27 protein-coding genes are annotated in these 23,997 nt (G+C 68.1%); 12 read left to right on the forward strand and 15 right to left on the reverse strand.

Features of this window, described 5'->3' with window-relative positions; all coding sequences use genetic code 11:
• Positions 1–118: 118 nt before the first annotated feature.
• The gene (locus FZP69_RS12100; protein WP_152041670.1) at positions 119–2,257 is read left to right on the forward strand and encodes a thioredoxin domain-containing protein; all 2,139 of its coding nucleotides are present in this window, start codon (positions 119–121) and stop codon (positions 2,255–2,257) included.
• A gap of 6 nt (positions 2,258–2,263) precedes the next feature.
• Here the strand turns inward: FZP69_RS12100 and FZP69_RS12105 are convergent, their stop codons facing one another.
• Entirely contained in the window at positions 2,264–2,671 is a 408-nt protein-coding gene (locus FZP69_RS12105) for a thioredoxin family protein (RefSeq protein ID WP_152041671.1), read from the reverse strand.
• Positions 2,672–2,706: 35 nt separating this feature from the next.
• On the reverse strand, positions 2,707–3,252 hold the full coding sequence (locus FZP69_RS12110) for a DUF7504 family protein (RefSeq protein WP_152041672.1): 546 nt from the start codon (positions 3,250–3,252) through the stop codon (positions 2,707–2,709).
• A 109-nt stretch (positions 3,253–3,361) separates the two neighbouring features.
• Here FZP69_RS12110 and FZP69_RS12115 point away from each other — a divergent pair, with 109 nt between their 5' ends.
• Positions 3,362–4,273 carry a PLP-dependent cysteine synthase family protein gene (locus FZP69_RS12115; protein WP_152041673.1) on the forward strand — a complete coding sequence of 304 codons (912 nt, stop codon included), beginning with the start codon at positions 3,362–3,364 and terminating at the stop codon, positions 4,271–4,273.
• Positions 4,274–4,293: 20 nt separating this feature from the next.
• Here the strand turns inward: FZP69_RS12115 and FZP69_RS12120 are convergent, their stop codons facing one another.
• From FZP69_RS12120 to FZP69_RS12135, 4 genes are all read right to left on the reverse strand, one after another.
• Complete coding sequence (locus tag FZP69_RS12120) at positions 4,294–4,776, reverse strand: cupin domain-containing protein (protein ID WP_204960005.1); 483 nt, start codon at positions 4,774–4,776, stop codon at positions 4,294–4,296.
• Between the two features lie 120 nt (positions 4,777–4,896).
• The gene (locus FZP69_RS12125; RefSeq protein ID WP_152041675.1) at positions 4,897–5,352 is read right to left on the reverse strand and encodes a DUF5804 family protein; all 456 of its coding nucleotides are present in this window, start codon (positions 5,350–5,352) and stop codon (positions 4,897–4,899) included.
• A 62-nt stretch (positions 5,353–5,414) separates the two neighbouring features.
• Positions 5,415–5,669 (reverse strand): hypothetical protein, encoded by a 255-nt coding sequence (locus tag FZP69_RS12130; protein WP_152041676.1) that lies wholly within the window; start codon positions 5,667–5,669, stop codon positions 5,415–5,417.
• A 205-nt stretch (positions 5,670–5,874) separates the two neighbouring features.
• A complete protein-coding gene (locus tag FZP69_RS12135) occupies positions 5,875–7,059 on the reverse strand; it encodes a tRNA sulfurtransferase (protein WP_152041677.1) in 1,185 nt (394 codons plus the stop codon).
• A 196-nt stretch (positions 7,060–7,255) separates the two neighbouring features.
• Here FZP69_RS12135 and ppk1 point away from each other — a divergent pair, with 196 nt between their 5' ends.
• The gene (ppk1, locus tag FZP69_RS12140) at positions 7,256–9,784 is read left to right on the forward strand and encodes a polyphosphate kinase 1 (RefSeq protein ID WP_152041678.1); all 2,529 of its coding nucleotides are present in this window, start codon (positions 7,256–7,258) and stop codon (positions 9,782–9,784) included.
• Between the two features lie 59 nt (positions 9,785–9,843).
• Here ppk1 and FZP69_RS12145 read toward each other — a convergent pair whose 3' ends face one another.
• From FZP69_RS12145 to cyaB, 3 genes are all read right to left on the reverse strand, one after another.
• Entirely contained in the window at positions 9,844–10,023 is a 180-nt protein-coding gene (locus FZP69_RS12145; RefSeq protein ID WP_152041679.1) for a hypothetical protein, read from the reverse strand.
• Positions 10,024–10,172: 149 nt separating this feature from the next.
• A complete protein-coding gene (locus tag FZP69_RS12150) occupies positions 10,173–11,390 on the reverse strand; it encodes a methionine adenosyltransferase (RefSeq protein WP_152041680.1) in 1,218 nt (405 codons plus the stop codon).
• 73 nt (positions 11,391–11,463) lie between these two features.
• Positions 11,464–12,051 carry a class IV adenylate cyclase gene (gene cyaB, locus FZP69_RS12155; protein ID WP_152041681.1) on the reverse strand — a complete coding sequence of 196 codons (588 nt, stop codon included), beginning with the start codon at positions 12,049–12,051 and terminating at the stop codon, positions 11,464–11,466.
• Between the two features lie 202 nt (positions 12,052–12,253).
• Between cyaB and FZP69_RS12160 the strand changes: the two genes are divergently transcribed.
• Together FZP69_RS12160 and FZP69_RS12165 are read left to right on the forward strand one after the other, a co-directional pair.
• Positions 12,254–13,369 carry an FKBP-type peptidyl-prolyl cis-trans isomerase gene (locus tag FZP69_RS12160; RefSeq protein WP_152041682.1) on the forward strand — a complete coding sequence of 372 codons (1,116 nt, stop codon included), beginning with the start codon at positions 12,254–12,256 and terminating at the stop codon, positions 13,367–13,369.
• 96 nt (positions 13,370–13,465) lie between these two features.
• Positions 13,466–13,723, forward strand: coding sequence for a hypothetical protein (locus tag FZP69_RS12165; RefSeq protein ID WP_152041683.1), 258 nt, complete (start codon positions 13,466–13,468; stop codon positions 13,721–13,723).
• A 67-nt stretch (positions 13,724–13,790) separates the two neighbouring features.
• On the opposite strand, the gene FZP69_RS12170 is transcribed toward FZP69_RS12165, so the two are convergent.
• From FZP69_RS12170 to FZP69_RS12180, 3 genes are read right to left on the reverse strand one after another with little or no spacing between them, the layout of a single operon-like run.
• Positions 13,791–14,417 carry an RAD55 family ATPase gene (locus FZP69_RS12170; RefSeq protein ID WP_152041684.1) on the reverse strand — a complete coding sequence of 209 codons (627 nt, stop codon included), beginning with the start codon at positions 14,415–14,417 and terminating at the stop codon, positions 13,791–13,793.
• Positions 14,418–14,475: 58 nt separating this feature from the next.
• The gene (locus FZP69_RS12175; RefSeq protein WP_152041685.1) at positions 14,476–15,111 is read right to left on the reverse strand and encodes a MinD/ParA family ATP-binding protein; all 636 of its coding nucleotides are present in this window, start codon (positions 15,109–15,111) and stop codon (positions 14,476–14,478) included.
• A gap of 50 nt (positions 15,112–15,161) precedes the next feature.
• Positions 15,162–15,536 (reverse strand): YlbF family regulator, encoded by a 375-nt coding sequence (locus FZP69_RS12180; RefSeq protein ID WP_152041686.1) that lies wholly within the window; start codon positions 15,534–15,536, stop codon positions 15,162–15,164.
• Between the two features lie 91 nt (positions 15,537–15,627).
• Between FZP69_RS12180 and FZP69_RS12185 the strand changes: the two genes are divergently transcribed.
• A complete protein-coding gene (locus FZP69_RS12185) occupies positions 15,628–17,016 on the forward strand; it encodes a hypothetical protein (protein ID WP_152041687.1) in 1,389 nt (462 codons plus the stop codon).
• A 60-nt stretch (positions 17,017–17,076) separates the two neighbouring features.
• On the opposite strand, the gene FZP69_RS12190 is transcribed toward FZP69_RS12185, so the two are convergent.
• A complete protein-coding gene (locus FZP69_RS12190; RefSeq protein ID WP_152041688.1) occupies positions 17,077–17,724 on the reverse strand; it encodes an alpha/beta hydrolase in 648 nt (215 codons plus the stop codon).
• 83 nt (positions 17,725–17,807) lie between these two features.
• The gene (locus tag FZP69_RS12195; RefSeq protein ID WP_152041689.1) at positions 17,808–18,002 is read right to left on the reverse strand and encodes a hypothetical protein; all 195 of its coding nucleotides are present in this window, start codon (positions 18,000–18,002) and stop codon (positions 17,808–17,810) included.
• Positions 18,003–18,146: 144 nt separating this feature from the next.
• Here FZP69_RS12195 and dph2 point away from each other — a divergent pair, with 144 nt between their 5' ends.
• Positions 18,147–19,178 carry a diphthamide biosynthesis enzyme Dph2 gene (gene dph2, locus FZP69_RS12200; RefSeq protein WP_152041690.1) on the forward strand — a complete coding sequence of 344 codons (1,032 nt, stop codon included), beginning with the start codon at positions 18,147–18,149 and terminating at the stop codon, positions 19,176–19,178.
• Between the two features lie 59 nt (positions 19,179–19,237).
• On the forward strand, positions 19,238–19,618 hold the full coding sequence (locus FZP69_RS12205; RefSeq protein ID WP_152041691.1) for a TrmO family methyltransferase domain-containing protein: 381 nt from the start codon (positions 19,238–19,240) through the stop codon (positions 19,616–19,618).
• 84 nt (positions 19,619–19,702) lie between these two features.
• Here FZP69_RS12205 and FZP69_RS12210 read toward each other — a convergent pair whose 3' ends face one another.
• The gene (locus FZP69_RS12210; RefSeq protein WP_152041692.1) at positions 19,703–20,176 is read right to left on the reverse strand and encodes a TIGR00725 family protein; all 474 of its coding nucleotides are present in this window, start codon (positions 20,174–20,176) and stop codon (positions 19,703–19,705) included.
• A gap of 862 nt (positions 20,177–21,038) precedes the next feature.
• Here FZP69_RS12210 and FZP69_RS12215 point away from each other — a divergent pair.
• The 4 genes from FZP69_RS12215 (at position 21,039) to FZP69_RS12230 (ending at position 23,876) form a co-directional block, all read left to right on the forward strand.
• Complete coding sequence (locus FZP69_RS12215; RefSeq protein WP_152041693.1) at positions 21,039–21,974, forward strand: substrate-binding domain-containing protein; 936 nt, start codon at positions 21,039–21,041, stop codon at positions 21,972–21,974.
• On the forward strand, positions 21,971–22,693 hold the full coding sequence (locus FZP69_RS12220) for an ABC transporter permease (RefSeq protein WP_152041694.1): 723 nt from the start codon (positions 21,971–21,973) through the stop codon (positions 22,691–22,693). The genes FZP69_RS12215 and FZP69_RS12220 overlap by 4 nt, the downstream gene beginning before the upstream one ends.
• Entirely contained in the window at positions 22,690–23,454 is a 765-nt protein-coding gene (locus FZP69_RS12225) for an ABC transporter ATP-binding protein (RefSeq protein WP_152041695.1), read from the forward strand. Before FZP69_RS12220 ends, FZP69_RS12225 begins: the two co-directional genes overlap by 4 nt.
• A 200-nt stretch (positions 23,455–23,654) precedes the next feature.
• A complete protein-coding gene (locus FZP69_RS12230) occupies positions 23,655–23,876 on the forward strand; it encodes a hypothetical protein (protein ID WP_152041696.1) in 222 nt (73 codons plus the stop codon).
• Positions 23,877–23,997 lie beyond the last annotated feature (121 nt).

The raw sequence follows: 23,997 nt of genomic DNA on the forward strand, positions 1-23,997 counted from the left end.
GCTCGGCGCCCCGAACTCGTCGTACGCGGCCCGAACGCGCACCCCACGGTGTGCGGGCGACGACTGTCTCGCCGATCCGACTGAACGCCTTTAGGGTTCCCCGGAGACAAGGACGACTATGACCGAACGCGCGGGTCGGAACCGTCTCGACGAGGAACAGAGCCCATATCTTCGCCAGCACGCCGACAACCCCGTCCACTGGCAGCCCTGGGACGAAGGGGCGCTCGCGGAGGCGCGCGAGCGCGACGTCCCAATCTTCCTCTCGATCGGCTACTCCGCCTGTCACTGGTGTCACGTCATGGAGGAGGAGTCGTTCGCGGACCCGGAGGTGGCCGCGTTCCTCAACGACCACTTCGTCCCGATCAAGGTCGACCGCGAGGAGCGCCCCGACGTCGACTCGGTGTACATGACCATCTGCCAGCGCACCACGGGTCGCGGCGGCTGGCCCCTCTCGGCGTGGCTCACGCCCGACGGCCGCCCCTTCTTCGTCGGGACGTACTTCCCCCGGGAGTCACGCCGGGGGATGCCCGGCTTCCTCGACCTGCTCGAACGGCTCGCCGCGTCGTGGGACCAGGACCGCGAGGAGATCGAGAACCGCGCGGATCAGTGGAGTTCGTTGCTCAGGAACGAGCTGGAAGAGACGCCCGACGCGCCCGGTGAGGTCTCCACGGAGGCGCTCGCGAACGCGACGAGCGCCGCGCTCCGCAGCGCCGACCGCGAGTACGGCGGCTTCGGTTCCTCCGGGCCAAAGTTCCCCCAGCCGTCGCGGCTGGAACTCCTCTTGCGGTCGCACGTCCGGACCGGTCGAGACGAGCCGCTCGCCGTCGTCCGACGGACGCTCGACGCGATGGCCGACGGTGGGATGTACGATCACCTCGGCGGCGGCTTTCATCGCTACGCGACCGACCGGAAGTGGGTCGTCCCCCACTTCGAGAAGATGCTGTACGACAACGCGCTCCTCCCCCGGGTGTACCTCGACGCGTACCAGCTCACCGGCACGGCGCGATACGCGCAGGTCGCCCGCGAGACGTTCGCGTTCCTCGACCGGGAACTCTCACACCCCGACGGCGGGTTCTACAGCACGCTCGACGCCCGGAGCGAGGGCGAGGAGGGGACGTTCTACGTCTGGACGCCCGAGCGCGTGGCCGACGCCCTCGGAGACGGTGCAGACGACGCCGACGGCGAACTCGTCGACCTCGTCTGCGACCGCTACGGCGTCACTCCCGGCGGCAACTTCGAGGGGGAGACCGTGCTGACGCTGGCGACGAGCCTCGCCGATCTCGCCGACGAACACGACGCCACCGTCGAGGAGATCCGCGACCGTCTCGACGACGCCCGCGAGCGACTGTTCGCGACCCGCGAGGACCGTCCGCGTCCCGCCCGGGACGAGAAGGTGCTCGCCTCGTGGAACGGGATGGCGATCTCGGCGCTGGCCGCGGGCGCTCGCGTCCTCGACGAGTCGTACGCCGAGCGGGCGAGCGAGGCGCTGTCGTTCGTGCGCGAGCACCTGTGGGATCCCGAGGAGGGACTCGCCCGCCGGTACAAGGACGGCGACGTGAAGGGGCCCGGCTTCCTCGATGATTACGCCTTCCTCGCCCGCGGCGCGTTCGACCTCTACCAGGTCACCGGCGACGTCGACCACCTGGGGTTCGCGCTGACGCTCGCCCGGGTCGTCGAAGCGGAGTTCTGGGACGAGGACAGGGAGACGCTGTACTTCACGCCCGAGAGCGGCGAGGGGCTGGTGACGCGCCCCCAGGAACTGTCGGACCAGTCGACGCCCTCCTCGCTGGGCGTGATGGTCGATCTCCTCCTCGACCTCGACGGGTTCGCGCCCGAGAGCGGGTTCGCCGACGTGGCCGAACGCGTCCTTGAGCGTCACGCCAACCGACTGCGAGGCAACCCGATGGAGCACGTCTCGCTCGTCCTCGCGGCCGAGAAGTACCACGCGGGCGTGCTCGAACTGACGCTCGCGGCGGAGTCGGTCCCCGACGCGTGGCGCGAGACGCTCGCGGCCCGGTACCTCCCGGGTGCGGTGGTCGCGCCGCGGCCGGCGACCGACGAGGCGCTGGAACCGTGGCTCCGGACGCTGGACCTCGACGAGGCACCACCCGTGTGGGCCGGCCGGGAGGCACGCGACGGCCCGACCGTGTACGCCTGCGAGGGGTTCTCGTGTTCGCCGCCGCGGTCGTCGGTCGAGGAGGCGCTGACGTGGTTCTCGGAGGACGGTGCGGACGGAACCGTGGCGACAGAAGAGTAGCTGCGATCAGTCGTCGGCTTCGGCCGCAGCCGATTCGGCCGCGAGACGGTCGGCCAGGTAGACCGCGACCGGCACGTCCTCCTTCTCGACGAACCGCGCGAGTACCTCGCCGTCGCGCTCGACGACGACGGTCGGGATGAGTTCGATCCCGTACTCGTCGACGTGTGGGCCCACCTTCGACCCGTCCTCGCGCTTCTCGACGGGGTAGTGCTCGATGCGCTCTTCGGGGACGCCCGCGGCGGCGAGCGCGGCACCGAAGTCGGGGAGTCGTGCCCGACAATCCTTGCACCAGTCGCCACCCCACACCTTGAACACCAGCCCCGCGCCGCCGAGCGTCTCGACGACCTCGGGGTAGGAGGCGGCGTCCCAGGCCGGGTTCGGCTGCATCGTCTCCAACCGCTGGTTCCGACTCATGACGCGAGGTTCGGTACCGAGCGTCTTAACGCTGTTTAGCCGCGTCGTCGGATCCGTCGGTCGCCCTCCTCACCGACGACAGCGACGTCGAACGGCTGGGTCATAGTGGCGAGCGTCTGCTCGTCGTGTGCACCGGGGTTGATCGTGGCGACGAGGACGGCGTCCTCGCGGTCGATCCGACCGCTGAGGACGTGGACGAACCGGAACGCCGCGTCGACGGAGACGTGCTGGAGGAGTGCCGTGAGCGAGTCGACCGTGACGAACAGCGGCGCGTCGACGTCCTCGATCACCTGCGTGAGCGCCACCCCGTACCCGGTGAGGTTCTCGGGACCAGCGACCGGGTAGACGGGGACGTCGCCGAACGACCCTTCCTCCGCCGGCCCGACGAGGACCACGTCGGCGTCGTCCGCGAGGTCGGCACGGGAGGGGAGGCGACTGAACCGGATGTCGACCGTGACGTAGTCGTCGCCGAGGCGGGCCGACGCGTCGATCTCGGGTGGCTCAGTGAGCGGGACCTCGTGAACGAGGACCGACGATTCGTCGGCGTCGAGGACGACAGTGTCGTCCGACAGCTCGGTCATGTACGTCCAGCGAACCGTGCGGGATACATATAAATCCGTCCGATGACGAACGACGCCGTCCGTCGCCGGCTCCGTCACCGGTTTATCGACGGGTCGTGTACCGGCCGACATGAACGAGAGCATCCTCGACACGATCGGCTCGCCGCTCGTTCGGGTCGACTCGCCGGACGGGACGACGGTCGCGGCGAAGATCGAGTCGAAGAACCCCGGCGGCTCCGCGAAGGACCGGCCGGCGCTGGCGATGGTCGAGGCCGCCGAGCGCGAGGGCGCGATCGAACCCGGCGACGCGCTGGTCGAGCCAACCAGCGGCAACACGGGGATCGGTCTCGCCGTCGTCGCCGCCGCGAAGGGGTACGACCTCACGGTCGTCATGCCCGCGTCGAAGTCGCCCGAACGGCGAGGGATCATGCGCGCGTACGGCGCAGAGATCGAACTGGTCGAGGGCGACATCTCCACGGCGAAAGACCGCGCGGACGAACTCGAAGCCGAGGGGATGCACCAGCTCCGACAGTTCGAGAACCCTGCCAACCCCGAGGCGCACTACCACACTACGGGTCCCGAGATCCTCGATCAGGTCGGCGACCGCGAGATCGACGCCCTCGTCGCCGGCGTCGGCACCGGCGGGACCATCACGGGCACGGGTCGGCGGCTCCGCGAGGCCTTCCCCGAGATGGAGATCGTGGCGGTCGAACCCGCCGACAACGCCGTCCTCTCCGGTGGCGAACCCGGCATCGACGACTTCCAGGGGATGGGGCCCGGCTTCGTCTCGCCGAACCTCGACACCGACCTCCTCACCGACGTCGAGACGGTGACGATCGACGAGGCCGAGGCGGAGTGTCGGCGGCTGGCGCGCGAGGAGGGAGTCTTCGTCGGACAGTCCAGCGGGGCGTCGAACCTCGCCGCGAAGTGGGTGGCCGAACGCCTCTTGGACGAGGGTGTCGACGATCCGTTCGTCGTGACGGTGTACTGGGACAGCGGCGAGCGCTACATGTCGACGGGGATGTTCGACGAGCAGGAGTAGGTCCCGCTCGACGCACCCCACTACCGCTCGAGTCCGTGTCGCTCCACCAGCTCCGGCATGCTCCCGGGGTCCATCTCCAGGTCGTACGCCCCCGCGATCTCCGCGAGACGACGCATCGCCGCCTCGTCGGGAGGTCCCTCGGGGACGACCGCGGCCACCTCCTCGAAGTAGCCCGCGAACGCGCCCGGTGCGATGAACTCCAGGAAGCGCAGGGGCTCGTCGCCATCGTTCCAGAACGTGTGCCACACGCCTCTGGGTTTAGCGACGACCTCGCCGGGGCCGGCGGTCGACACCTCCTCGCCCTGCTGGGCCCCGAGGACGCCCGACAGCACCACGGATATCTCGTCTTCGTGTTCGTGTCGGTGCAGCGGCGCCCCCAGCGTCCGCGGCGGGAGTGTGTGTTCGACCACGGCCACGCCCGCCTCGGTCGCGTCCGGAGCCACCACCAGTTCTGCACCGAGCGGTCCCACACTGACGTCGTACGCGTTCCACTCTCGGCTCACGTCGCGTTTCTTGTGCCACAGTGACATACCTGTTAGGGTGCCCGCGCCGGCCACGACGACCTACCGCTCGGGACAGCCCCATCGCCCGTGGACCGCCGATCGCTCGCGTCGCTCGCACCCCTAACCGGCGTCGAACTCCGCGCCCGTCAGTCGGACGACGACCGTCTCGTCGGCGTCGCGGAGGTCGTACTCCGGGAGGCCGCCGTCGATTCGCGAGACGTACATCGGCTCCACGAGCCGGCCGTCGACGACGCCGAAGATCGCGACGTACTCGCCGGTCTCGTCGGGGTCGATCCGTCCGTCTCTGACCTTCCGCGCCAGGTCGCGGGAGAGCCACTCGTCGGGATCGATCGACGGGTCGCGGACGAACGCGTGTTCGGCGAACCGCACCAGGTACCAGTTCAGGTCGTTGAGGAGCGAGACGGCGGCCCCGAGGCTCACCGTGTCGACGGCGATCGCGTTGGCGAACGGCTCGGCGAGGTCGTACGTCGCCAGTGCGGCCCGGGAGGTCTCTCTCGACAGGAGTTCGTAGCGGAGGTTCACGTCGTCGACGCCGACGATACAGACCCGCGTCACGTCACCGGAGTCACCGTGGCCGAGTAAAGCCGTTGTGGTCCTCGTGATCCGTCGAGCGAAGGTCAGTCGTGACGCCAGTCGGCGACGCACCGTTCGGAGCAGAAGACGAACCGCTCGCGTTCGAGACCGAGCTTCCCCCCGGTCGGGAGCGGGCGCAGGAGTTCCATGCCGTAGTGGTCTCCGCGCAGGTCGACGTCGGCCCCGCAGGCGGCGCACTCGTCGCTCCCCTCGCACCAGGACGCGTACGGACGGACGTCCTGAACGACCCAGTCGGGACCGGGTCGAGGTCGGGAAACGCGGCGCTTCGTGTGGGACATACTTCAGGGTAGGTGCTGGAGCTACGTAAACCCATTTTTGTGTGATCGTTCACGCTGTTTCGCTCTGTCTGTCACGTAATAATCGCTCCCGACTGCAGACAATCCGAGTACATGCCCGCGCTTTTCGCGTGTGTGTCAACCCGACGCACGGCCGACGGTCGTCTCGGTGGCGTGGTCGCTCGATCGGTAACGGAGCCGGAGTCGCTCAGTCGGTGACGGAGCCGGGGTCGACGATCCTGACGTTCCGGGCGACGGCGACCGCCTGCTCCAGCAGGTCGTCGGGTTCCACCGCGACGACCGCCGCACGGGTCGCCGCCGTCTCCGGATGCGTCGGAGCGATCCGCTCGCACCCCACGGGGAGTGTCGCGTCGTCGAACGTGCCCAGATCCCGTGCACAGTCGACGATGTCGGTCTTGTCCCACGTCAGGAGCGGCCTGTGGACCGGGAGATCGACGGTGGCGTCCGTGACCGCGAGGTTGGGACCGGTTTGGCTCGACTTCTGTCCCAGTGCCTCGCCCGTCGCGATCGCGTCTGCGCCCTCGTCCGCGGCGACGACCGCCGCCATCCGGAGCATCGCGCGGCGGAGCGAGAGCATCCGCGTGTCCCCAACGTGGTCCACGATTCGCTCGACGACCGGCCCGCCGTCGACGACGCGGAGCCGCAGGTCGACGTTCGGCGCACGACGCCGCAGTCGGTCGACGGTCTCGACCGCTCGCGCGCGGTGGTCGGCGCCGCCGTACGCGCCGAGGTCGACGTACAGCGGCACGACACGACAGCCGCGGCGGAGCAGTTGCCACGCGGCCACCGGCGAGTCGATGCCGCCGCTCACCAGCGCGACGACGGTCCCCTGCGATCCGACCGGGAGACCGCCGGGACCGTCGTACGAGACGTGACTGACGTGGGCCCACTCCTCGCGGCACTCCACCCGGTAGACCCGGTCGGGCGCGTCGAGGTCGACCGTGCCGGCGACGGCGTCGAGCACTGCACGCCCGCCGACGCGTTCGATCTCCGAACTGGAGAAGGGATGGGCGTCGGCCGGCCCCGCCCGCTCGCCGCGGACCGCGAACGTGTCGTCTTCGGGGTGGTCCGCCGCCACGCCGACCAGCGTCTCCACGATGGCGTCGAGGGTCGGCTCACACCGGCGGGCAGGGCGCGCCCAGACCACGCCGGGCACCTCGGCAGTCGCCCGGGCCGCGCTGTCGAGCTGGGCGGCCGGCCCCGTCAGGTAGAGCCGCGCCCACGTCGCGTCGACGGCGACGTCGAGCCCGCGGTCGGCGACCACGCTCTCGACGTTCGACGCCAGGCGGTCGAGGAGCTTCGACCGGACTGCGGCGCTCTTCGTGCCGATCTCGCCGTACCCCACCACGACGACGTCCGTCGCGCCGCTCACGACCCGTGTTGCGTCCGCGCGGGCTTGAGCGTTTCCGCCCCGGGTCGCCGCAGTCGTCGACGTGAACGTCGGTGTGGTCGACTCCGTACCCGCGACGGTGGGTATGTATCCCACCGCGGATTTATTATAAACCCACTTGTAGACAGCATCACTGGATGGGACCGCGACAGACGACTTCCCCCGAACTGCTGCGATCATGTCACAGCCACCATCTCCATCCCCCGCGACCGACGTCCACCCGGACAGCGACGTCGACTTCGACGACCCCGAACTGTATCTGAACCGCGAACTCTCCGAGCTCGCCTTCCAGCGACGCGTCCTCAACGAGGCGCTCGACGACCGCAACCCGCTGCTCGAACGCGTCCGGTTTCTCGCCATCTTCACCAAGAACCTCGACGAGTTCTTCATGAAGCGCATCGGCGGGCTGAAACAGCAGATCGACGCCGGTGTGACCGATCAGACCGCGGACGGCCGCACGCCGTACGAACAGTGGACCGAGGTCCACGAGACGGCCGGACCGATGCTCGATCGGCAGGCGGCCTGCTATCGCGAGGAGATCCGCCCGGCGCTCGCCGACGCGGGCATTCGTATCTCCGAGTACGACGACCTCACCGACGCACAGGAGACGGAGATGCGGTCGTACTTCGAGGAGAGCGTGTTGCCGACGCTGACGCCGCTGTCGTTCGACCCTGCCCATCCGTTCCCGTTCATCTCGAACCTCTCGCTGTCGCTCGCGGTCCTGACCAGAAAGTCGGGGCAGGCCGAGCCGACGTTCACCCGGGTGAAGATCCCCCAGAACCGCCCGCGACTGGTCGAGGTCGACACGGCGGCTGGGCGGCAGTTCGTCCTCCTCGAGGAGGTGATCCGCGCGAATCTCGATCTCCTGCTCCCGAACGTCGAGATCGTCGACACCGCGCTGTTCAAGCTCACGCGCAACGCCGAGGTCCGGCGGAACGAGGAGGTGGCGGAGGACCTCATCGAAGTCATCCAGGAGGTGCTCGAACAGCGGCGGTTCGCCTCCGCGGTCCGGCTGGAACTCGAAGCCGGCGCACCGGACGCGATCCGCGACCTGCTCACCGAAGAACTCGACCTCGCCGAGCGGGAGGTGTACGAGGTCCGTGGACCCATCGACTACCGCGAGTTCATGGACCTCACCGACCTGGACCGTCCCGACCTGAAACTCGACGACTGGTCGCCGCTACCCCACCCGCGACTGCCGAAAGAGGAGGGGATACCCGAGTCTCCCGACGGACACGCACACACGGTGTTCGACCGCATCCGCCGGGACGATATCCTGTTACACCACCCGTATCACTCCTTTACCGACACGGTCCAGCGCTTCCTCGACGAGGCGGCCCACGACCCCGACGTCCTCGCGATCAAGGCCGCGATCTATCGGACTGCGTCGGACTCGAAGGTGATCCAGTCGCTCATCGACGCCGCGGACAACGGGAAGCAGGTGGCGGTGATGGTCGAACTCAAGGCCCGGTTCGACGAACAGAACAACCTCGAGTGGGTTCGAACCCTCGAGGAGGAGGGGATCCACGTCGCGTACGGGACCGTCGGGCTGAAGACACACACCAAGACCGCGCTCGTCGTCCGCGAGGAGGACGACGGCGTCCAGCTGTACTCGCACGTCGCCACCGGCAACTACCACTCCGGCACCGCGAAGGGGTACGTCGATCTCGGTCTCCTGACCGCGGACCGAGACATCGGGCAGGACCTCGTGAAGGTGTTCAACTTCTTCACCGGCCCGTCGCTCGACGAGGAGTTCCGCAAGCTCCTCATCTCGCCGGTGACGATGCGGCGACGGCTAACGGAGATGATCCGTCGCGAGGCCGACCACGCCCGCGCCGACCGGCGCGCCCGGATCGTCGTCAAGGCCAACGCGCTGGAGGATCCCGGCCTCGTCGAGGAGCTGTACCGTGCGTCGATGGCCGGCGTCGACATCGACCTCGTCATCAGGGACATCTGTCGGCTCCGGCCCGGTCTCGACGGTGTGAGCGAGACGGTCGACGTCTACAGCATCGTCGATCGGTTCCTCGAGCACTCGCGGATCTTCTACTTCGAGAACGCCGGCGACCCCGAGTACTACACCGGCTCCGCCGACTGGATGACGCGCAACCTCGACAACCGGGTCGAGGCCGTCACGCCCGTCGCCGATCCGGCGATCCGCGAACAGTTGCGGTTCGTCCTCGAACTCTGTCTGCAAGACAACCGCTCGGTCTGGGAGATGAACGACGACGGCACGTACGACCAGCGCCGACCCGGCCCGGACGAGTCGGAGCTCTGTACGCAGGACGTGCTGATGGACCGCACCCGTGCCGCACACGAGTCGGGCGACGAGCGCGGCATCGTCCCCGCCCATCCGGCCGTCGAGACGAGCCTGTTGCTCGAATCGGCGACCGACGCCGCGTCTACCGCGTCACGACCGGACGACGGCGCTGCGTCCGATCCGGACGCCGTCTCGGTCGCGATGGACGGCGACACGTCCCCGACGTCGGATCCGGACGCCGTCTCGTCGAGCGAGATGGGTGACGGGGCCGACGACATCGGCGACGATGACGACGACCGGCTCCCGACGGCGCTGGTCGACCATCCCGACCGGTGGTACGTCCCCGACAGCAGCCGGTACGAGTTCGCGGTTCGCACCCCGGACGGCGACCGCGACTACCGGAAGACGCCGGAGGCGGCGGCCGCGCTGGTCGAACGCTACTGGGCGTAGAAGGGGTGAGCCGGACGTGAGACGCCGACCGGGCGCACGGGGGAGACCGGTTCGGAAGGTTACGTCGAGAGATCGGTCATCGTCCGCTGCATCGACCAGTACGCAGCGGTCTGCCGCTCCGTCCCGTGTGATTCACCCGTGCGGCGCGTGGCGTGTGAACCACGGACCGGGCGGTCGGCGTCTACGTCTGCGTCGGTGTCGAACGAGGACGGGTCGACGGATGCGTCGTCAGTGGACATTATCAACATTCACAGGCGAACAGCCAATAAACCTTGTCTACAGACACATATAAGGTGTGTATATTGTATGCCATCCTCGAAGAGGTGGACGAAATATAACCTCTCGAACGGCGGATGGATGACCGGAAACGGTGGTGGCGTCGTCGGGTTCAGAAGGTGCGGAGTTCGCCGTCGATGACGCGCTCCGTGATCGCGGTGACGTCGGAGAGTTCGCGGTCGACGATCGCCGCGACGTCGCTCTCGATGTCGCCGAGTTGCACGCCCTCTTCGGTGACGAGTTCGACGTCGGCGACGTGGGGCTGGTCGATGGGGCGACCGATCTGACTCAACAGGCGGACGCGGAGATCACGGATCCCGTCGACCTCTTCTACCACGCGGTGAGCGATCTCCGTCGAGAGGAGGTTGTAGATCTTCCCGATGTGGTTGACGGGGTTCTTCCCCGACGTCGCCTCCATCGACATGGGACGGTTGGGCGTGATGAGCCCGTTCGAGCGGTTCCCCCGTCCCACGGAGCCGTCGTCGCCCATCTCCGCCGACGTCCCCGTCGTCGTGAGGTAGATCGCCCCCTCGTCGTAGTCGTCGGCGGTGTTGACCTCGACGGTGACTGCCCGGTCCGTGTACTCCTGTGCGAGCTCCGTGACGAACGTCCGGACGTCCGCGACCGCCTCCCGGTACGCACCCAGATCCGCGACGTAGCTGTCGACCATCGCCACGGCCACGGTGAGGTCGATCCGGTCGCCCTCGCGCTTCCCCATGATCTTCACGTCGGGGCCGATCTCGGGGTTCGAGGCGGCGTAGCGCCCGTTCAGCGCCTGCTCCGCCTCGAGCACGATGCGTTCGGTCTCGGTCAGTGGCGCGTGCCCCACCCCGAAGCTCGTGTCGTTGGCCATGGGGACCTGCCCGTCCTCGCCGAAGACGTCTCTGAGGTCGCCCGACCCCTCGCCGAGCCGGACGTCGACGACGACGTCGGTCCCGACCTCGAGTTCGGGAACCGTCTCGTTGAGGTAGTCGCGGGCCGCCTCGAGCGCGACCGAATCGACGGGGAGGGTGTGCTCGGTGCCGTCGTCGGCGACGTAGTGTTTGGTCGCCCGCCCGACGATGAGCACGTAGATCGGTTCGAGGATCTCGCCGCCGCCGAACGACGGGGCGGCCGACCCCGCCACCAGTTGCGTCTCGTCGGTGTTGTAGTGGAGGACGTGACCCACGCGGTCGAGGTAGAGGTTCGAGAGCGCGCGGGAGACGCTCTCGGCGATCCCGTCGCAGATAGAGTCCGGATGACCCAGCCCCTTCCGCTCGACGATCTCGACCTCCTGGTCTTCCACGGCGCGTCGGCCGACCGATTCGACCTGGATGTTCCGTTCGGTCATTGCGTGGGGGTAAACCCGGCCATCGCCTATAACTTGCGGAAAGTTTCTGCGACCGATGTATTACCGCTAGATATTATTCGTCCGCCGCGCGGCCGAGAAGCAGGCCTAGATACGATGTCCTGATCTGATCCGTGGGATCGAGTCCGAGGTCGCGGACGAGTTCGAAGGCACCCTCGCGCGCGCCGTCGATATCCGTGGACTCGGTTTCGACCTCGACGTACTCGCCGAGGTCGGTGACGGCGTCGAGGGTGACCGTGTACTCGTCGAGACGGAAGCGTTCACGCCGCTTCTCGACTACCGCGGCCGGTTCGAAGCCCACTGCGCGCAGGATCGCGTCCATCGTCTCGTCGTCGTCGACGCCCGTCTCGTGTTCGCGTCGCGTCTTCGAGTCGGCGTCGACGAGCGGCCCCTTGTACGTGACGAGCGTCTCCGGACTGGCGTGTCCGTCCTCGACCGCGCCGGTGTCGTCGTGCTCCGCCGCGTCGGTGTGGGCTACCCGACGGATGCGGAGTGCCTCGTCCGTCTCGGCGAACTCCCTGTGTGGGGCGTCGTAGTACGTGTCGTGCTGTGTCACCGTCTCGAGCGACTCGGCCCCGATCTCCGAGAGCCGTGCCCGGATCGCGTCGTGGTCGGCAGCCAGCTTCACTTCGACTTCGTACATGTCCCGGTCGACGGCGACCCGACGCAAAAGCGTGGTCGTCGATCGCGACCCCATCGCCTGGCAGTCGTCGTCGGGCACCACCACAGGGGCCTCCGACCGACTCGCGCGCCGAGCCGACCGGTCGGTACGGTGAACCGGACCGCTCGGTTCGTGGGAGGGCCGAAACGTGATTCTTAAGAGTCGGACGACTCACCGTTGGGGTATGACCGATGACCAGCAGGCGGAGTCCGTGGACGAGGCGGTCGCCGCCGACGACGAGGACGTGGAGGACGTAGAGGACGTCGAGGCTGCGGGCGAGGACGAAGCCGAGACCGAAGACGAGGAGGAGAGCGGGATCCAGCGCGGCGACTTCGTCCGGCTCGCGTACACGATGCGGACGATCCCCGACGACGACGACGAAGACGACGAGGGCATGGTCGTCGACACCACCGACGAAGCCGTGGCCGAGGAGGCCGACATCGACACCGACGACTACGAGTTCGAGCCCCGCATCGTCATCGTCGGCGAGGGTCACGTGTTCGAGGCCGTCGACGACGCGCTCGTCGGGAGCGAGGCCGGCGACACCGGAACGGTCACCATCCCGGCTGCCGAGGCCTTCGGCGAGGTCGACGAGGACGAGATTCGCACGGTGAGCGCCTCGAAGATCGACGAGGACGACCGCTACCCCGGCGCACAGGTCCAGATCGACGGCGAGCAGGGTCGCATCGAGACGATCATCGGCGGTCGCGCGCGTGTCAACTTCAACCACCCGCTCGCCGGTGAAGACCTCGAGTACGAGTACGAGGTGCTCGAAGTCGTCGACGACCGCACGGAGAAGGCGAAGGGCCTCCTGGGACTGTACCTCCAGCAGACGCCCGAGCTGTGGATCCAGACCGACGAGATCGAAGAGGAGGTCCAGGTCGAGGTCGAATCCGACGACGAAGCCGACGAGGACGACGAAGCCGACGAGGACGACGAAGCCGACGAGGACGACGCGGCCGAGCCCGAGTACGAGACCGAACTCCAGACGGTCGAGAAGGAGACGCTGTACATCGAGGCGACGCCGCAGATGACGATGAACCAGCAGTGGCTCTTCTCGAAGCAGCAGATCGCCCAGGACGTGATGAACCGCCTCGACCTCGACCGGGTCATCGTCCAGGAGACCATCGAGGGTATGGGCGGCATGATGGGCGGCATGGGTGGCATGATGGGCGGCATGGGCGGCGGTGCCGCCCCCGAAGACATCGAAGAGGCGATGGACGACGTCGATCTCGACGACGTCGACGTCGACGCCGACGAACTCGTCGAGGAGCTCGAAGGCGACGTCGACGAGGAGTGAGGCCGCCGCGGTCGGCGTTGTCCCCGACTCCGCGGACGGTGTCCCGGTCGGGACGACACCGTATCCGTTAAACCGCCGGCACACACCAGCGATCGTATGGACCTTCCCGAGAGCGTCCGTGACGACCTGCTCGTGGCCGTCGTGGCGGCGGCCTGTACGGTCGCGCTCACTCTCGCGCTCCGTTTCGGCGCGGGCCTGAACCCGCCGCTCCTCCCCCGACTATCCCCACTGGTGCCGTACTTCGGCTACCTGTTCTCGAAACGAAGCGGCCCGCTATCGACGCTCTCGGCGCTCGACTGGATCGGGGCGACGGTCGTCGTGACGCTGCTCACGTTCGTCTACTTCGTCGGCTGACTCGGCGGACGACGACCTCTCGCCGGTTCGTCGAGTTATCAGCTCGTCGAATAGTCGGCTCGTCGATTCAGGCGATGTCGCGGCTGGTGTCGACGTCGACCTCCTCGGCGAGTCGGAGCTTGACCGTCTCCTCGAGTGCCCGGCCGCCGCGGAACTTCGGCACGGCGAGTCGGTTCTCGATCTCGGAGCCGTTCACCGTCGTGTCGAGGTCGAACACGATGTCGGCCATGTGCTTCGTGACGCCACGGTTCCTCGGCGTGTTAGCCGTCTTCAGGCCGTGGAGGACCGTGAGCCCGCCCGTGTTGATCATGTGTGTCTGGAGCTCGTTGAGGAAGTTCCGGTACCGTGTGGGATCGACCCGTTCGAGCACGTCGACCACGTCGATGATGAGGTTCGAGTCCTCGGGCAGTCCCCGCACGAGGCGGTGTGCCTGGTCCACCGGGCCGTCGCCGTCGACGGCTCGGACGGTGGGGTTGCCGCAGCGGAACGAGCCCCGATCGAGCGCGTCTCGCACCGCCTGATCGGACCGGGCCGTCGTCAGATACAGCGTCCCCCGCGCGGCCGTGAGTTCGTAGAGCATGAGTTCGGACTGGCTCGCAGGGTCCGCCCCCAGAAAGACGATGCTTCCGGCCGGGATGCCGCCGTCGAGCCGTCGGTCGAGGACGGTGATGCCAGTCGGAAGCCGGTTCTCCATACCGTCCGGTTACCCACGGCGACACATATCCGTTCCCGTCTGATTATCACTGTTGATACTATTCTGTCGTCGAGAACTCCCCGTCGGAGGGTGCCTCGAGAGGTCCCATGCGTGCCGCGACGTCGGCGTACGCGCGGCGAACTCGCTCGTCGGAGAGAACCGGATCGGCGACGTTCGGGACGACGCCGAGGACCGGACAGTCGAGCAGCGACTCGACACCGTCGGGTGCCACGGTCGTCCGCGCCAGGACGACGCCGCGGATCCGACAGCCGAGTGCACGAGCCATCGCGGCCGTCTTGGCCGCGTCACGGAGCGACGGCGCACAGGCCGTCGAGACGAGCACGGCCTCGGACGCGGCCGACAGCGGTGCGGCCGCGTCCGGTCCCGCACCACCCGGGCAGTCGACGAGGAGCCGGGCGTCCGTCTCCTGTTCGATTCGCGAGAGGATCGTCGTCACCGCGGCGTCGCTCGTCGACGGCGGCGGCGCGGGGAGGACGGAGACGCCCGCGTCGACGCGCTGGGGGGCGACGCCGGCGGCGGCCGTCGGTTCGCGTGCCACGCCTGCCATCGCGTGGAGATTCGGCATATCCCGGTCGACGTCGACGACGACGGTCTCGTCCGCGAGGGCAGCCCCAAGCGCCAGCGCCGTGGTCGTCTTGCCACACCCACCTTTCCCGCCTGCGACTGCGAGCATAGCGCTCACTGGCCGCGGGATCGTACTTGAATCTCCGGATGGAGCGAAACTCAGTCCTGACAACAGCCGCCGGCCTCGCCGCCGAAGTCGACCGCCAGCGGCTCGGAGATCGCCTCGTTGATCGCCTCGAGTCGGTCCTGGAGCGCCGACTGCGCCTCGAGGTACTCCGCCATGACCGGCAGGTCGTGCAGTTCCTGCTGTTTGGCCTGGAGCTTCCGCATCCCTTCCTCTGTGGCGTTCCCCGTCTGTCGCGCGAACATGAACTCCTCGCGGAGCTGGTTGAACTCGCGGATGTGTTCCTGGGCGTCGTCGTCGGCTTCGACGGCTGCCTTGGCCGCCTCGAACCGTTCGTACGTCTCCGTCTCGGCGATCGCTTCCCCGAGTTCGTGTCCCAGCTGCTCGAGGGTCGCTGTCTCGACGCTCATACCCCGGTTTGGGGGAGCGCGTAGTTGAATTTGCCGGCTCCCGGCGGACTCCGTCGAAACGTTCGAGTGTGTGAGGAGCATTACCACGATAGTGGCCGACCCCCGATCGTCCAGCCCGCCGACCGACCGCATCGTGGAGCTGATCGGACGGCTCCACCGGGAGCGGTTCGTCGACTTCTGCGTCTCGCTCTGGGCCGCACGGGGGTACGAGACGCGCGTCGAGGACGACCGGATCGTCGCCACACGGGCGAACGAACGGGTCGTGCTGCTGCCGTGGACAGCGCCCGGGCCGCTGAGTCGTGCCCTCGGGACGCTCCGCGCCCCCGCGACCGGACGGGGCCGCGAGACGACCGACGGCGGCGTCGACGTCGTGGTGACGGCCGTCGACGCCGCCCCGGCGCGACGACTCGCCGCCCGTCACGACGCGCGTGTCGTCGGCCCGGCGGGGCTCGCGGACCGCCTGCTGTACGGCGTGTCGCGCGCGGACGCCGCCGAACTCGTCGCGACACACCTCGACGAGGAGCTCTCGGCGGTGCTCGCCACCACGTCGTCTCCTCCCCCGACGAGCACTGGCATCGACGCGACCGCGGTCGTGGCCGTCGCCGGCGTCGTCTGTCTCGTTGTCGCCGGGCTCGTCGGCGGCGTGTGGACCACCGACGGGCCCGATGCCACGGTCGACGGCCCCACTGGATCGTCCCCGACCACCTTCACGACGGACATCCCACCGACAGAGACGGACGTCCGATCTGCGCGTTCGGCGACCGGCGACGCCGCTGGAAACGGGTCCACGATCGAACAGTACCCGCCGGGGGTCGCGGAGGGGTTCCTCGACGTCTGGGTGCTCTCGGATGCACACGCGAGGGCGATCGATGGCCGTTCGTACCGGCTGATCGTCCGGCACTCCGGGAGTGGGGCGTTCGACGGAGATCGGCGCTGGAACGGCGCGTGGCAGCACGCGGTCGTCGGCGACGACGGCACCTGGCTCTACTCCGTGGTCGGGTACGCCGCCCGCGGGAACGACTCGGAACTCGTCCAGTACACGGTCTACGCCGACGGATCGGCCGTCTACCGACGTGCCGACAGCCGGGATGGTCCGACCTACGAACGCTCCCCCGTGCCCGTCACAGACGACGGCTTCGGGCCGCACACCGAACGAACCCAGGAGTACCTGCGACGATACCTCGAGACGCCGGAGGTGCGTATCGACCGTCCGTCGTGGAACCCGGACGTCTACCGTCTCGTCGCGACGGGACAGCCGTCGAGCGCCGATCGCGAGGTCTCGAACTACACCGCGGCCGCGCTGGTCACGGAGGCGGGTTTCGTCTCGGAGCTGAACGTCGAGTACACCCTGGTCGGGGCGGACGACGAGCGGACGGTCCGGTTCCGCTTCGAGTACGCCGCCGTCGACGAGACCACGGTACGGCCTCCCGGCTGGTACGACGAGGCTGCGGCGGCGACGAGGAACGCTAGCCGGGCGTGACCCGGCATCGTGGGTCGACCCGTGTGACCGCTCGGCCACGGACTGACAGCCGTGCGTCGCTCACCGCTCGTCGACGAACGCGACGACGTCGGCGAGTTCCGCCCGGGAGATGCCGTGCCCGGCGTCGTACGTCTCGTACGTGACGGCCGCACCCATCTCCCGGAGACGGTCGGCGGCGGTCGCGACGCGCGCAGCCGGGATGATCTCGTCGGCGCGTCCGGCCCCGAGGAAGACGGGCGTCCCGTCGAGGTCGACCGTCCGCTCGGCGTGGGAGGCGGCGAGGTAGCCGTGCAGTCCGACGACCCAGTCGGAGTCGTCGGGGGATTCGACGAGCAGTGCCGTACTCACGATCGACCCCTGCGAGAACCCGAGGAGGCCGACGTCGGTCGCACCGAGCGCCTCGCGCGCGGCGTCGACCGCCTCGCTCGCGAGATCGAGGCTCCGGCGGAACTCGTCGGCGTGGGGCTGACTCCGGTGGAGGTCGCCGTCCGGCATGTCGAGTTCGTACCAGGTGTAGCCGCCCATGAGCCGGTCGGGTGCACGGAGGCTCACGACGTGCGCCGGCGGCAGACGATCGGCGACGGGGAGCAGGTCGGTCTCGTCGGCGCCGCGACCGTGGAGGACGACGACGAGGCGGTCGCTTTCGGTCTCGGGCGAGCGATAGACGTACTCGAGCGGGAGATCGGCGTCGAGCGACTGGTCGGGCATCGTCAGTTCGTAGGGGCGCGAGCCGCATGAAGACCCGAGTGACACCCGTGTCACCACGTCGGCGCGATCGGGGGACGGTGGCCTCACTCGGTGTCGCGCGTCCCGATCCCGAGCGGCTTGCGACAGTTCTTGCAGAGATAGAGGTTCTGAGTGGCGTCGCCGTAGCCGATTCCACCACGGGGCTTCGATCGGATCTCCTGGACTTCTTCGACGTCCATCTGGTCCGTGGATCCGATCTCCTCACCGCACTCGGGACACGTAATGTGGTCTGTCGCCATGATGGTATTATCGTCGTGTCTGTATATAATAGCAACACCCCCGTGCACCGCCGGTGCACGAGAGCGAAACCGGCGTGGGCGAAGGGTTCACACGGGCCGTCACGAAACGCCGAGGTTAAACGAGTCGCCCCGCAAGAGGGGGCAATGAGCAACGACGCCTACTCCGAGGGCGACCTCCGAAAGACGGGGATGGCCCTGAAACACGACCGGGAGTGGGATTACGAACTCGACCGCATCGTCGACGCGATCGAGGAACGCGACGCCGCCACCGTCGGGCTCCAGTTCCCCGAGGGGCTCAAGCGGCGGGCCCCGGCGGTCGCCGACGATCTCCGTGCGCTCACGGACGACGTGACGTTCATGATCTCCGGCCAGCCGTGTTACGGCGCCTGCGACCTCGACACGTTCCTGATGCGGCGATCCGACGTGTTCGTCCACTTCGGCCACTCACCGATGAAGGAGTCGGACAAGATCATCTACGTCCCGCTGTTCTCGAACGTCGACCCGTTCCCCATCCTCGAGGACGCCGTCGACGAACTCCAGGGAGAAGAGGTCGGCCTCGTCACGACGGCCCAGCACATGAACCGCTTCGAGGAGATGGTCGACTGGCTCGAATCACGAGGGTACGACGTCCAGACCCGCCGCGGCGACGAACGGCTCACCCACGAGGGGCAGGTACTCGGCTGCAACTACGCCTCGGCCGACCTCCCGGCCGACCAGGTGCTCTACGTCGGAGGCGGGAAGTTCCATCCACTCGGACTGGCGATGGAACACCCCGAGAAGACGGTGATCATCGCCGACCCCGTCAACAACGTGGTCACCATCGCGGACACGGAGAAGTTCATGAAACAGCGGTTCGGCGCGGTCCACCGCGCGATGGACGCTCAGACGTGGGGCGTCATCTTCTGCACCAAGATCGGGCAGGGGCGGTGGGAGCAGGCCGAGAAGATCCTCTCGGAGAACGACGACGCCTACCTCGTGACCATGGACGAGGTCACCCCGGACCGCCTCCGGAACTTCGACTTCGACGCCTTCGTCAACACGGGCTGTCCGCGCATCACGACCGACGACGGCCCCCGCTTCCACAAGCCGATGCTCACCCCCGGCGAGTACGAGATCGCCGTCGGCAACAAACCGCTCGAGGAGCTGTCGTTCGACACGTTCCACGGCACCTGGTAGCGGCTTCCGTGCACGGGGTGGGGCCGACCGTTTTTCTCCGGGCGCCGCGGACCGTGCGTATGTACTGTGACCCCATCGGTACGATCTCGACACCGTTCGAGACGACCAGCGAGGCCCCGTCACAGGGGTTCCACACCGACGCCGAGGGCGTCGTCCGCGTCGGCGACGAGTACGCGGACGGCCTCTCGGGGTTCGACGCACCCGCCGTCGTGGTCGTCTGGTGGGCCGACCGGGCCGACCGCTCAGTTCTCACGCTCGACCGCGACCCCTCCCGCGGCGTCTTCACCTCGCGGTCACCCGCCCGTCCGAACCCCGTCTGCATCACCGAGTGTGAGGTGCTCGGCGTCGACACCGGCGAACTCCAGGTCCGTGGCGTCGACATGGCCGACGGTTCGCCGGTCGTGGATCTGAAGTCGTCGCTCCGCGACCGCCCCCGGTGAGTCGACAGACCGGGGGTCGAACACCGCGAGGGGTGACCGGGGGCTGAACGCCGTCGCGCCCGGCTCGCAGTGGGACCGCTCCCGTCAGCGCACGCCGTCGTCGCCGTCGCTGTCTCCGTCGACCGCGCACTCGACGTAGTCGACGGCTTCGCCCGGCGTCTCGCACGGGTGGACGCCGGCGACGTCGTGGGTGTCGAGCCCGGCCACCGGCCGGTCGAAGACGGCCGCGTAGCCGATCTCGGACAGCGTGCCGCCGCCGCCATCGACCGCGACGACGGCGTCGCCGTTCATCACGACGAGGGCGTTGCGAGCGTGTCCCAGTCCAGTCGCGACGGCGGTCTCGACGAACGGGTTCGCGTCGTCGGGGTCATCGCCGGGGACGATCCCGACTGTGTGTCCGCCGGCCTCGCGAGCACCCTCACAGACGGCTTCCATGACACCGCCGAGACCGCCGCAGACGACGGTGTGGCCGCGGTCAGCGAGACGCCCGCCGAGCTCGTGGGCGATCTCTCGTTCGGTGGCGCCGACGGCGCTGCCGCCGACGACGCTCACACGCACGGGCTGTTCCTCCCCCCCAGTTTCGGTCCCATGTCCTCGACGTGGGGCGCCACGCCCGTAAGTCAGGCGGGTCGCGGCGTCACGTCGTCGGAGACGCCGACGCTCAACTCGCGGAGCGTCTCCGACATCTGACCGAAGTGGGCCGTCCGACGCTGCTCGGATGGCATAGTATTCACCTTCCGTTCCTCTCCGTTAAATGTCTTCCTTGTGTACTCTCCATCTATCGTATATTATATCGACGACAGCTTTACCTGGGTGATCTCACGTCCGGGCTCCGCGTCCGACGGTCTCGTGTCCGCGCACGATCCGCGGGACGCCAGCCGAGGCGGGCGACTGGGGTACACGGGCGGAGGACGTCGGGCGTCGAAGGGTGCGGTCCGAAGAGTCCGGCAGTCCGGTTGCTCCCCGTCGGGGACCATGCACAGCAGTGAACGCGGCCGTGTCCGCCCCTCGTCGTCGAGTCCGACCTCACACTCGATCAGCAAGCCACTGGTTTCGACGTGCCGTGCGGTGCCGGAGAGCGAGTCGCGAGCACCGAGCGTCGGATCGGACGTGACCACGGTGGGGAGACGCTGTCCCGCGAGACCTGCAGGCACGTGCCACGGGACGGTTCCGTCCGAACGGTGGGACGTCAGCCGAGTCGGCGAGGCGGTGACGAGCGTGTCCGGTCGGCGTGGTGAGTCGAACCGAGTTCGGATCGCCCTCCGAGCACCCCTGTCGGCCGTATCGACGGCGATTCCGACGACGGCCGTCGGTATCCCCGTCTTCTGTCACGCGGTGACAGTCGTGCCGAGGGGACGATCGATCGGCGTCGCTCGATCACACCGAAACGCCTTTTTGATGGGTCACCCTCGGTATTTCCATGACGATACAACGGAGGGACGTCCTCAAGGCGATCGGTGCCGGGGCAGTGGCGAGCGTGGCCGGCTGTACACAGAACGGCGGATCGGGCACACAACAGGAGAACCAGGCCGGCGTCGCTGGCGAGACCCTGACGCTCACGACCACGACGAGTACGTACGACACGGGACTGCTCGACGAGATCCACCCGGACTTCGAGGAGCTGTACGGGGTGAGTGTCGACGCGGTCGCGCAGGGAACGGGTGCGGCCCTGGAGTCGGCCCGCAACGGGGACTCGGACGTGGTGATGGTCCACGCCCGCGGTCTCGAGGACGAGTTCATGCGCAACGGCTACGGCATCAACCGTCGCGACCTCATGTTCAACGACTTCGTCATCGTGGGACCGGAGAGCGACCCGGCGGGCATCCAGGGCATGGGCTCGGCGACCGAGGCGCTCACCACCATCGCCGAGGCGGAGGCGACGTTCGTCTCTCGCGGGGACAACTCCGGCACCCACACCAAGGAGCTGAACCTCTGGGAGGCGGCGGGAACCGAACCGGGCGGCGACTGGTACCAGGAGACCGGCACCGGCATGGGCGAGGCGCTGAACGTCGCCAACCAGCAGGGCGCGTACACGCTCTCGGACCGCGGGACGTTCATCTCCCAGCGGTCGGAGATCGACCTCGTCATCCTGGTGCAGGGGCCCATCGGGGGCGGCCCGGAGATCCTCGCGAACCCCTACGGCATCATGGCGGTCAACCCCGGCGTGCACGACAACGCCAACTACGATCTCGCGATGGCCTACATCGGGTGGATCACCAGCCCCGGAGCTCAGGACGCCATCTCGAGCTATCAGGTCAACGGGGAACAGCTGTTCTTCCCCGAGGCGGTCTCGGAGAACCCCGACTTCCAGCAGTACGTACCGCAAGGCTGGAGTGGTGACTCCTCCGACGAGTGAGCGTGCCGCTCGAATCGGTCGTACCGCTGCCGGTCGTGGTCGACCTCCCGTTCAGAGAGGGGTACGTCTCGAGTATCGTCTACGTCTCGCTGTACGTGAGCGTCCTCGCCGTCACGCTGAGTACGCTGTTCAGCATCCCGGTCGCCATCGCGATGGGGTTTACAGAGTTCCCCGGCAAGCAGTTCGTGAAGTCGGTCATCAACACGGGGATGGGCTTTCCGAGCGTCGTCGTCGGCCTCCTAGTGCTGTTCACCGTCTCCAACCAGGGACCGCTCGGGCCGCTGGATCTCATCTTCACCAAGGAGGCGATGATCATGTCGCAGTTCGTGCTCGCGACGCCGCCCATCACGGCGATCAGCCTCGCCGCGATCACCGGGGTGAGTCAGAACGTCCGCGACGCCGCGCACGTCCTCGGCGGCACGCGCCTCGACGTGGCGCTCGTCGTGCTCAAGGAGGCACGCTACGGCATCGCGACGGCGATCCTGGCCGGATTCGGCCGTGCGATCAGTGAGGTTGGCTCCGTCCTCATCGTCGGCGGGAACATCACGAGCGCCGACGGGATCTCGAAGACGCGGACGCTGACGACTGCGATCCAGCTCGAGGCCCGGCAGGGCCAGTACGAGACCGCCATGGTGCTCGGGGCTGTCCTCGTGGCGCTCGTGTTGACGATCAACGCCGTCGTCGTCCGGGTCGGCGACACGGGGGCGACGAACCGATGATCCGGCTCTCGAACGTCTCCCACAGCTACGACGACGAACCGATACTCGGGGACGTCTCGCTCTCGGTCGAACCGGGCGAGGTCGTCGGAATCATCGGCCCGTCCGGCGTCGGAAAGACGACACTGCTGCGAATCCTCGCGCTGTTCCTCCGGCCGACGACGGGCACGGTCGAACTGGACGGACGGGACGTGTGGGCTGTTGACGAGAGCGAGCGACTGGCGCTTCGGCGTCGGATCGGGATGGTGTTCCAGGAGGCGAGCCTCTTCGACGCCACGGTCGCGCGAAACGTCGAGTACGGACTGCGGGTACGGCAGTCGTGGGGCGAACGGCTCAGCGAGCAGCTGTGGTCGATCCTCGGGTCGAACGGGACGCCGGACGCGGTCGCGGAGGCGCTCGACGTCGTCGGCCTCGACGAGAAGGTCGGCCAGGAGGCACACTCGCTGTCGGGCGGCGAGGCCCAGCGGGTCTCGTTCGCCCGCGCGCTCGCGTACGAGCCGACGTTCCTCCTGCTCGACGAGCCGACGTCCGATCTCGATCCGCGGAACACGGGGCTGATCGAGGAGGCGATCTTCGAGGCGCGCGCCCGCGACATCGGCGTCGTCGTCGCGACCCACGACATGCACCAGGCCGAACGGATCGCCGACAGGGTCGGCGTCCTGCTCGGCGACGGGTTCAGCGAGATCGGGGCCACGGAGGCGATCTTCGAGCACCCAACGGACGAACGGACGCGAAAGTTCATCTCCGGGGAACTGGTGTACTGAGACGCGCCGGGGGCGCTCGTCGACGGGGAGTCGCGGTACGACGAGGACGCGACCCACCGGAGAACGGACGGAGAGGCCAGCGGACCGGTCGGAGCGGTGCTCTCGACGGACGGAGACTGAACGGTCGGCCACCGAACGCCGGCCCGGACAGAACGCGCCACGTCCGTCCGACTTATGTTGTCGGCCGTCGTGTCGCGTCCATGGTTGACGAACATCTCATCCGCCGGATCGACTGGTTCCTGCTCGTGGTCGCGGGGTGGTTCCTGCTGTCGCTGGTCGTCGCGAGTTTCGCGCTGATGCTCTTCGACGTCGGTGTCGGCCTCGCGGCACTCGGGACCGTCGTCCTCGTGGCCGCGGTCGGCACCCTCTCGTACGCGCGAACGGCGGGTCACGACGCGGCGCTCCGGGTCGAGATCCGGTGAGCTTCGGTCCACGTCGACACTCTCGGGCTACTTCGGAGTTCGAACCGCACGATCGAAACACCGTCGTTCTCCCCTTCGATGGCTCCGTCGTACCGTCCCCTGCGGAACCGGTTCCGGTGAA

Origin of the sequence: Salinigranum salinum, from assembly GCF_009176545.1 — an archaeon.
Lineage (GTDB): Archaea > Halobacteriota > Halobacteria > Halobacteriales > Haloferacaceae > Salinigranum > Salinigranum salinum.

Excerpts from the sequence above, each read along its gene's own strand:
- FZP69_RS12100 (WP_152041670.1), top strand. The coding sequence starts at position 119 with ATGACCGAACGCGCGGGTCGGAACCGTCTCGACGAGGAACAGAGCCCA.
- FZP69_RS12105 (WP_152041671.1), bottom strand. The coding sequence starts at position 2,671 with ATGAGTCGGAACCAGCGGTTGGAGACGATGCAGCCGAACCCGGCCTGG.
- FZP69_RS12110 (WP_152041672.1), bottom strand. The coding sequence starts at position 3,252 with ATGACCGAGCTGTCGGACGACACTGTCGTCCTCGACGCCGACGAATCG.
- FZP69_RS12115 (WP_152041673.1), top strand. The coding sequence starts at position 3,362 with ATGAACGAGAGCATCCTCGACACGATCGGCTCGCCGCTCGTTCGGGTC.
- FZP69_RS12130 (WP_152041676.1), bottom strand. The coding sequence starts at position 5,669 with ATGTCCCACACGAAGCGCCGCGTTTCCCGACCTCGACCCGGTCCCGAC.
- ppk1 (WP_152041678.1), top strand. The coding sequence starts at position 7,256 with ATGTCACAGCCACCATCTCCATCCCCCGCGACCGACGTCCACCCGGAC.
- FZP69_RS12145 (WP_152041679.1), bottom strand. The coding sequence starts at position 10,023 with ATGTCCACTGACGACGCATCCGTCGACCCGTCCTCGTTCGACACCGAC.
- FZP69_RS12150 (WP_152041680.1), bottom strand. The coding sequence starts at position 11,390 with ATGACCGAACGGAACATCCAGGTCGAATCGGTCGGCCGACGCGCCGTG.
- cyaB (WP_152041681.1), bottom strand. The coding sequence starts at position 12,051 with ATGTACGAAGTCGAAGTGAAGCTGGCTGCCGACCACGACGCGATCCGG.
- FZP69_RS12160 (WP_152041682.1), top strand. The coding sequence starts at position 12,254 with ATGACCGATGACCAGCAGGCGGAGTCCGTGGACGAGGCGGTCGCCGCC.
- FZP69_RS12165 (WP_152041683.1), top strand. The coding sequence starts at position 13,466 with ATGGACCTTCCCGAGAGCGTCCGTGACGACCTGCTCGTGGCCGTCGTG.
- FZP69_RS12170 (WP_152041684.1), bottom strand. The coding sequence starts at position 14,417 with ATGGAGAACCGGCTTCCGACTGGCATCACCGTCCTCGACCGACGGCTC.
- FZP69_RS12175 (WP_152041685.1), bottom strand. The coding sequence starts at position 15,111 with ATGCTCGCAGTCGCAGGCGGGAAAGGTGGGTGTGGCAAGACGACCACG.
- FZP69_RS12180 (WP_152041686.1), bottom strand. The coding sequence starts at position 15,536 with ATGAGCGTCGAGACAGCGACCCTCGAGCAGCTGGGACACGAACTCGGG.
- FZP69_RS12190 (WP_152041688.1), bottom strand. The coding sequence starts at position 17,724 with ATGCCCGACCAGTCGCTCGACGCCGATCTCCCGCTCGAGTACGTCTAT.
- FZP69_RS12195 (WP_152041689.1), bottom strand. The coding sequence starts at position 18,002 with ATGGCGACAGACCACATTACGTGTCCCGAGTGCGGTGAGGAGATCGGA.
- dph2 (WP_152041690.1), top strand. The coding sequence starts at position 18,147 with ATGAGCAACGACGCCTACTCCGAGGGCGACCTCCGAAAGACGGGGATG.
- FZP69_RS12205 (WP_152041691.1), top strand. The coding sequence starts at position 19,238 with ATGTACTGTGACCCCATCGGTACGATCTCGACACCGTTCGAGACGACC.
- FZP69_RS12215 (WP_152041693.1), top strand. The coding sequence starts at position 21,039 with ATGACGATACAACGGAGGGACGTCCTCAAGGCGATCGGTGCCGGGGCA.
- FZP69_RS12225 (WP_152041695.1), top strand. The coding sequence starts at position 22,690 with ATGATCCGGCTCTCGAACGTCTCCCACAGCTACGACGACGAACCGATA.
- FZP69_RS12230 (WP_152041696.1), top strand. The coding sequence starts at position 23,655 with ATGGTTGACGAACATCTCATCCGCCGGATCGACTGGTTCCTGCTCGTG.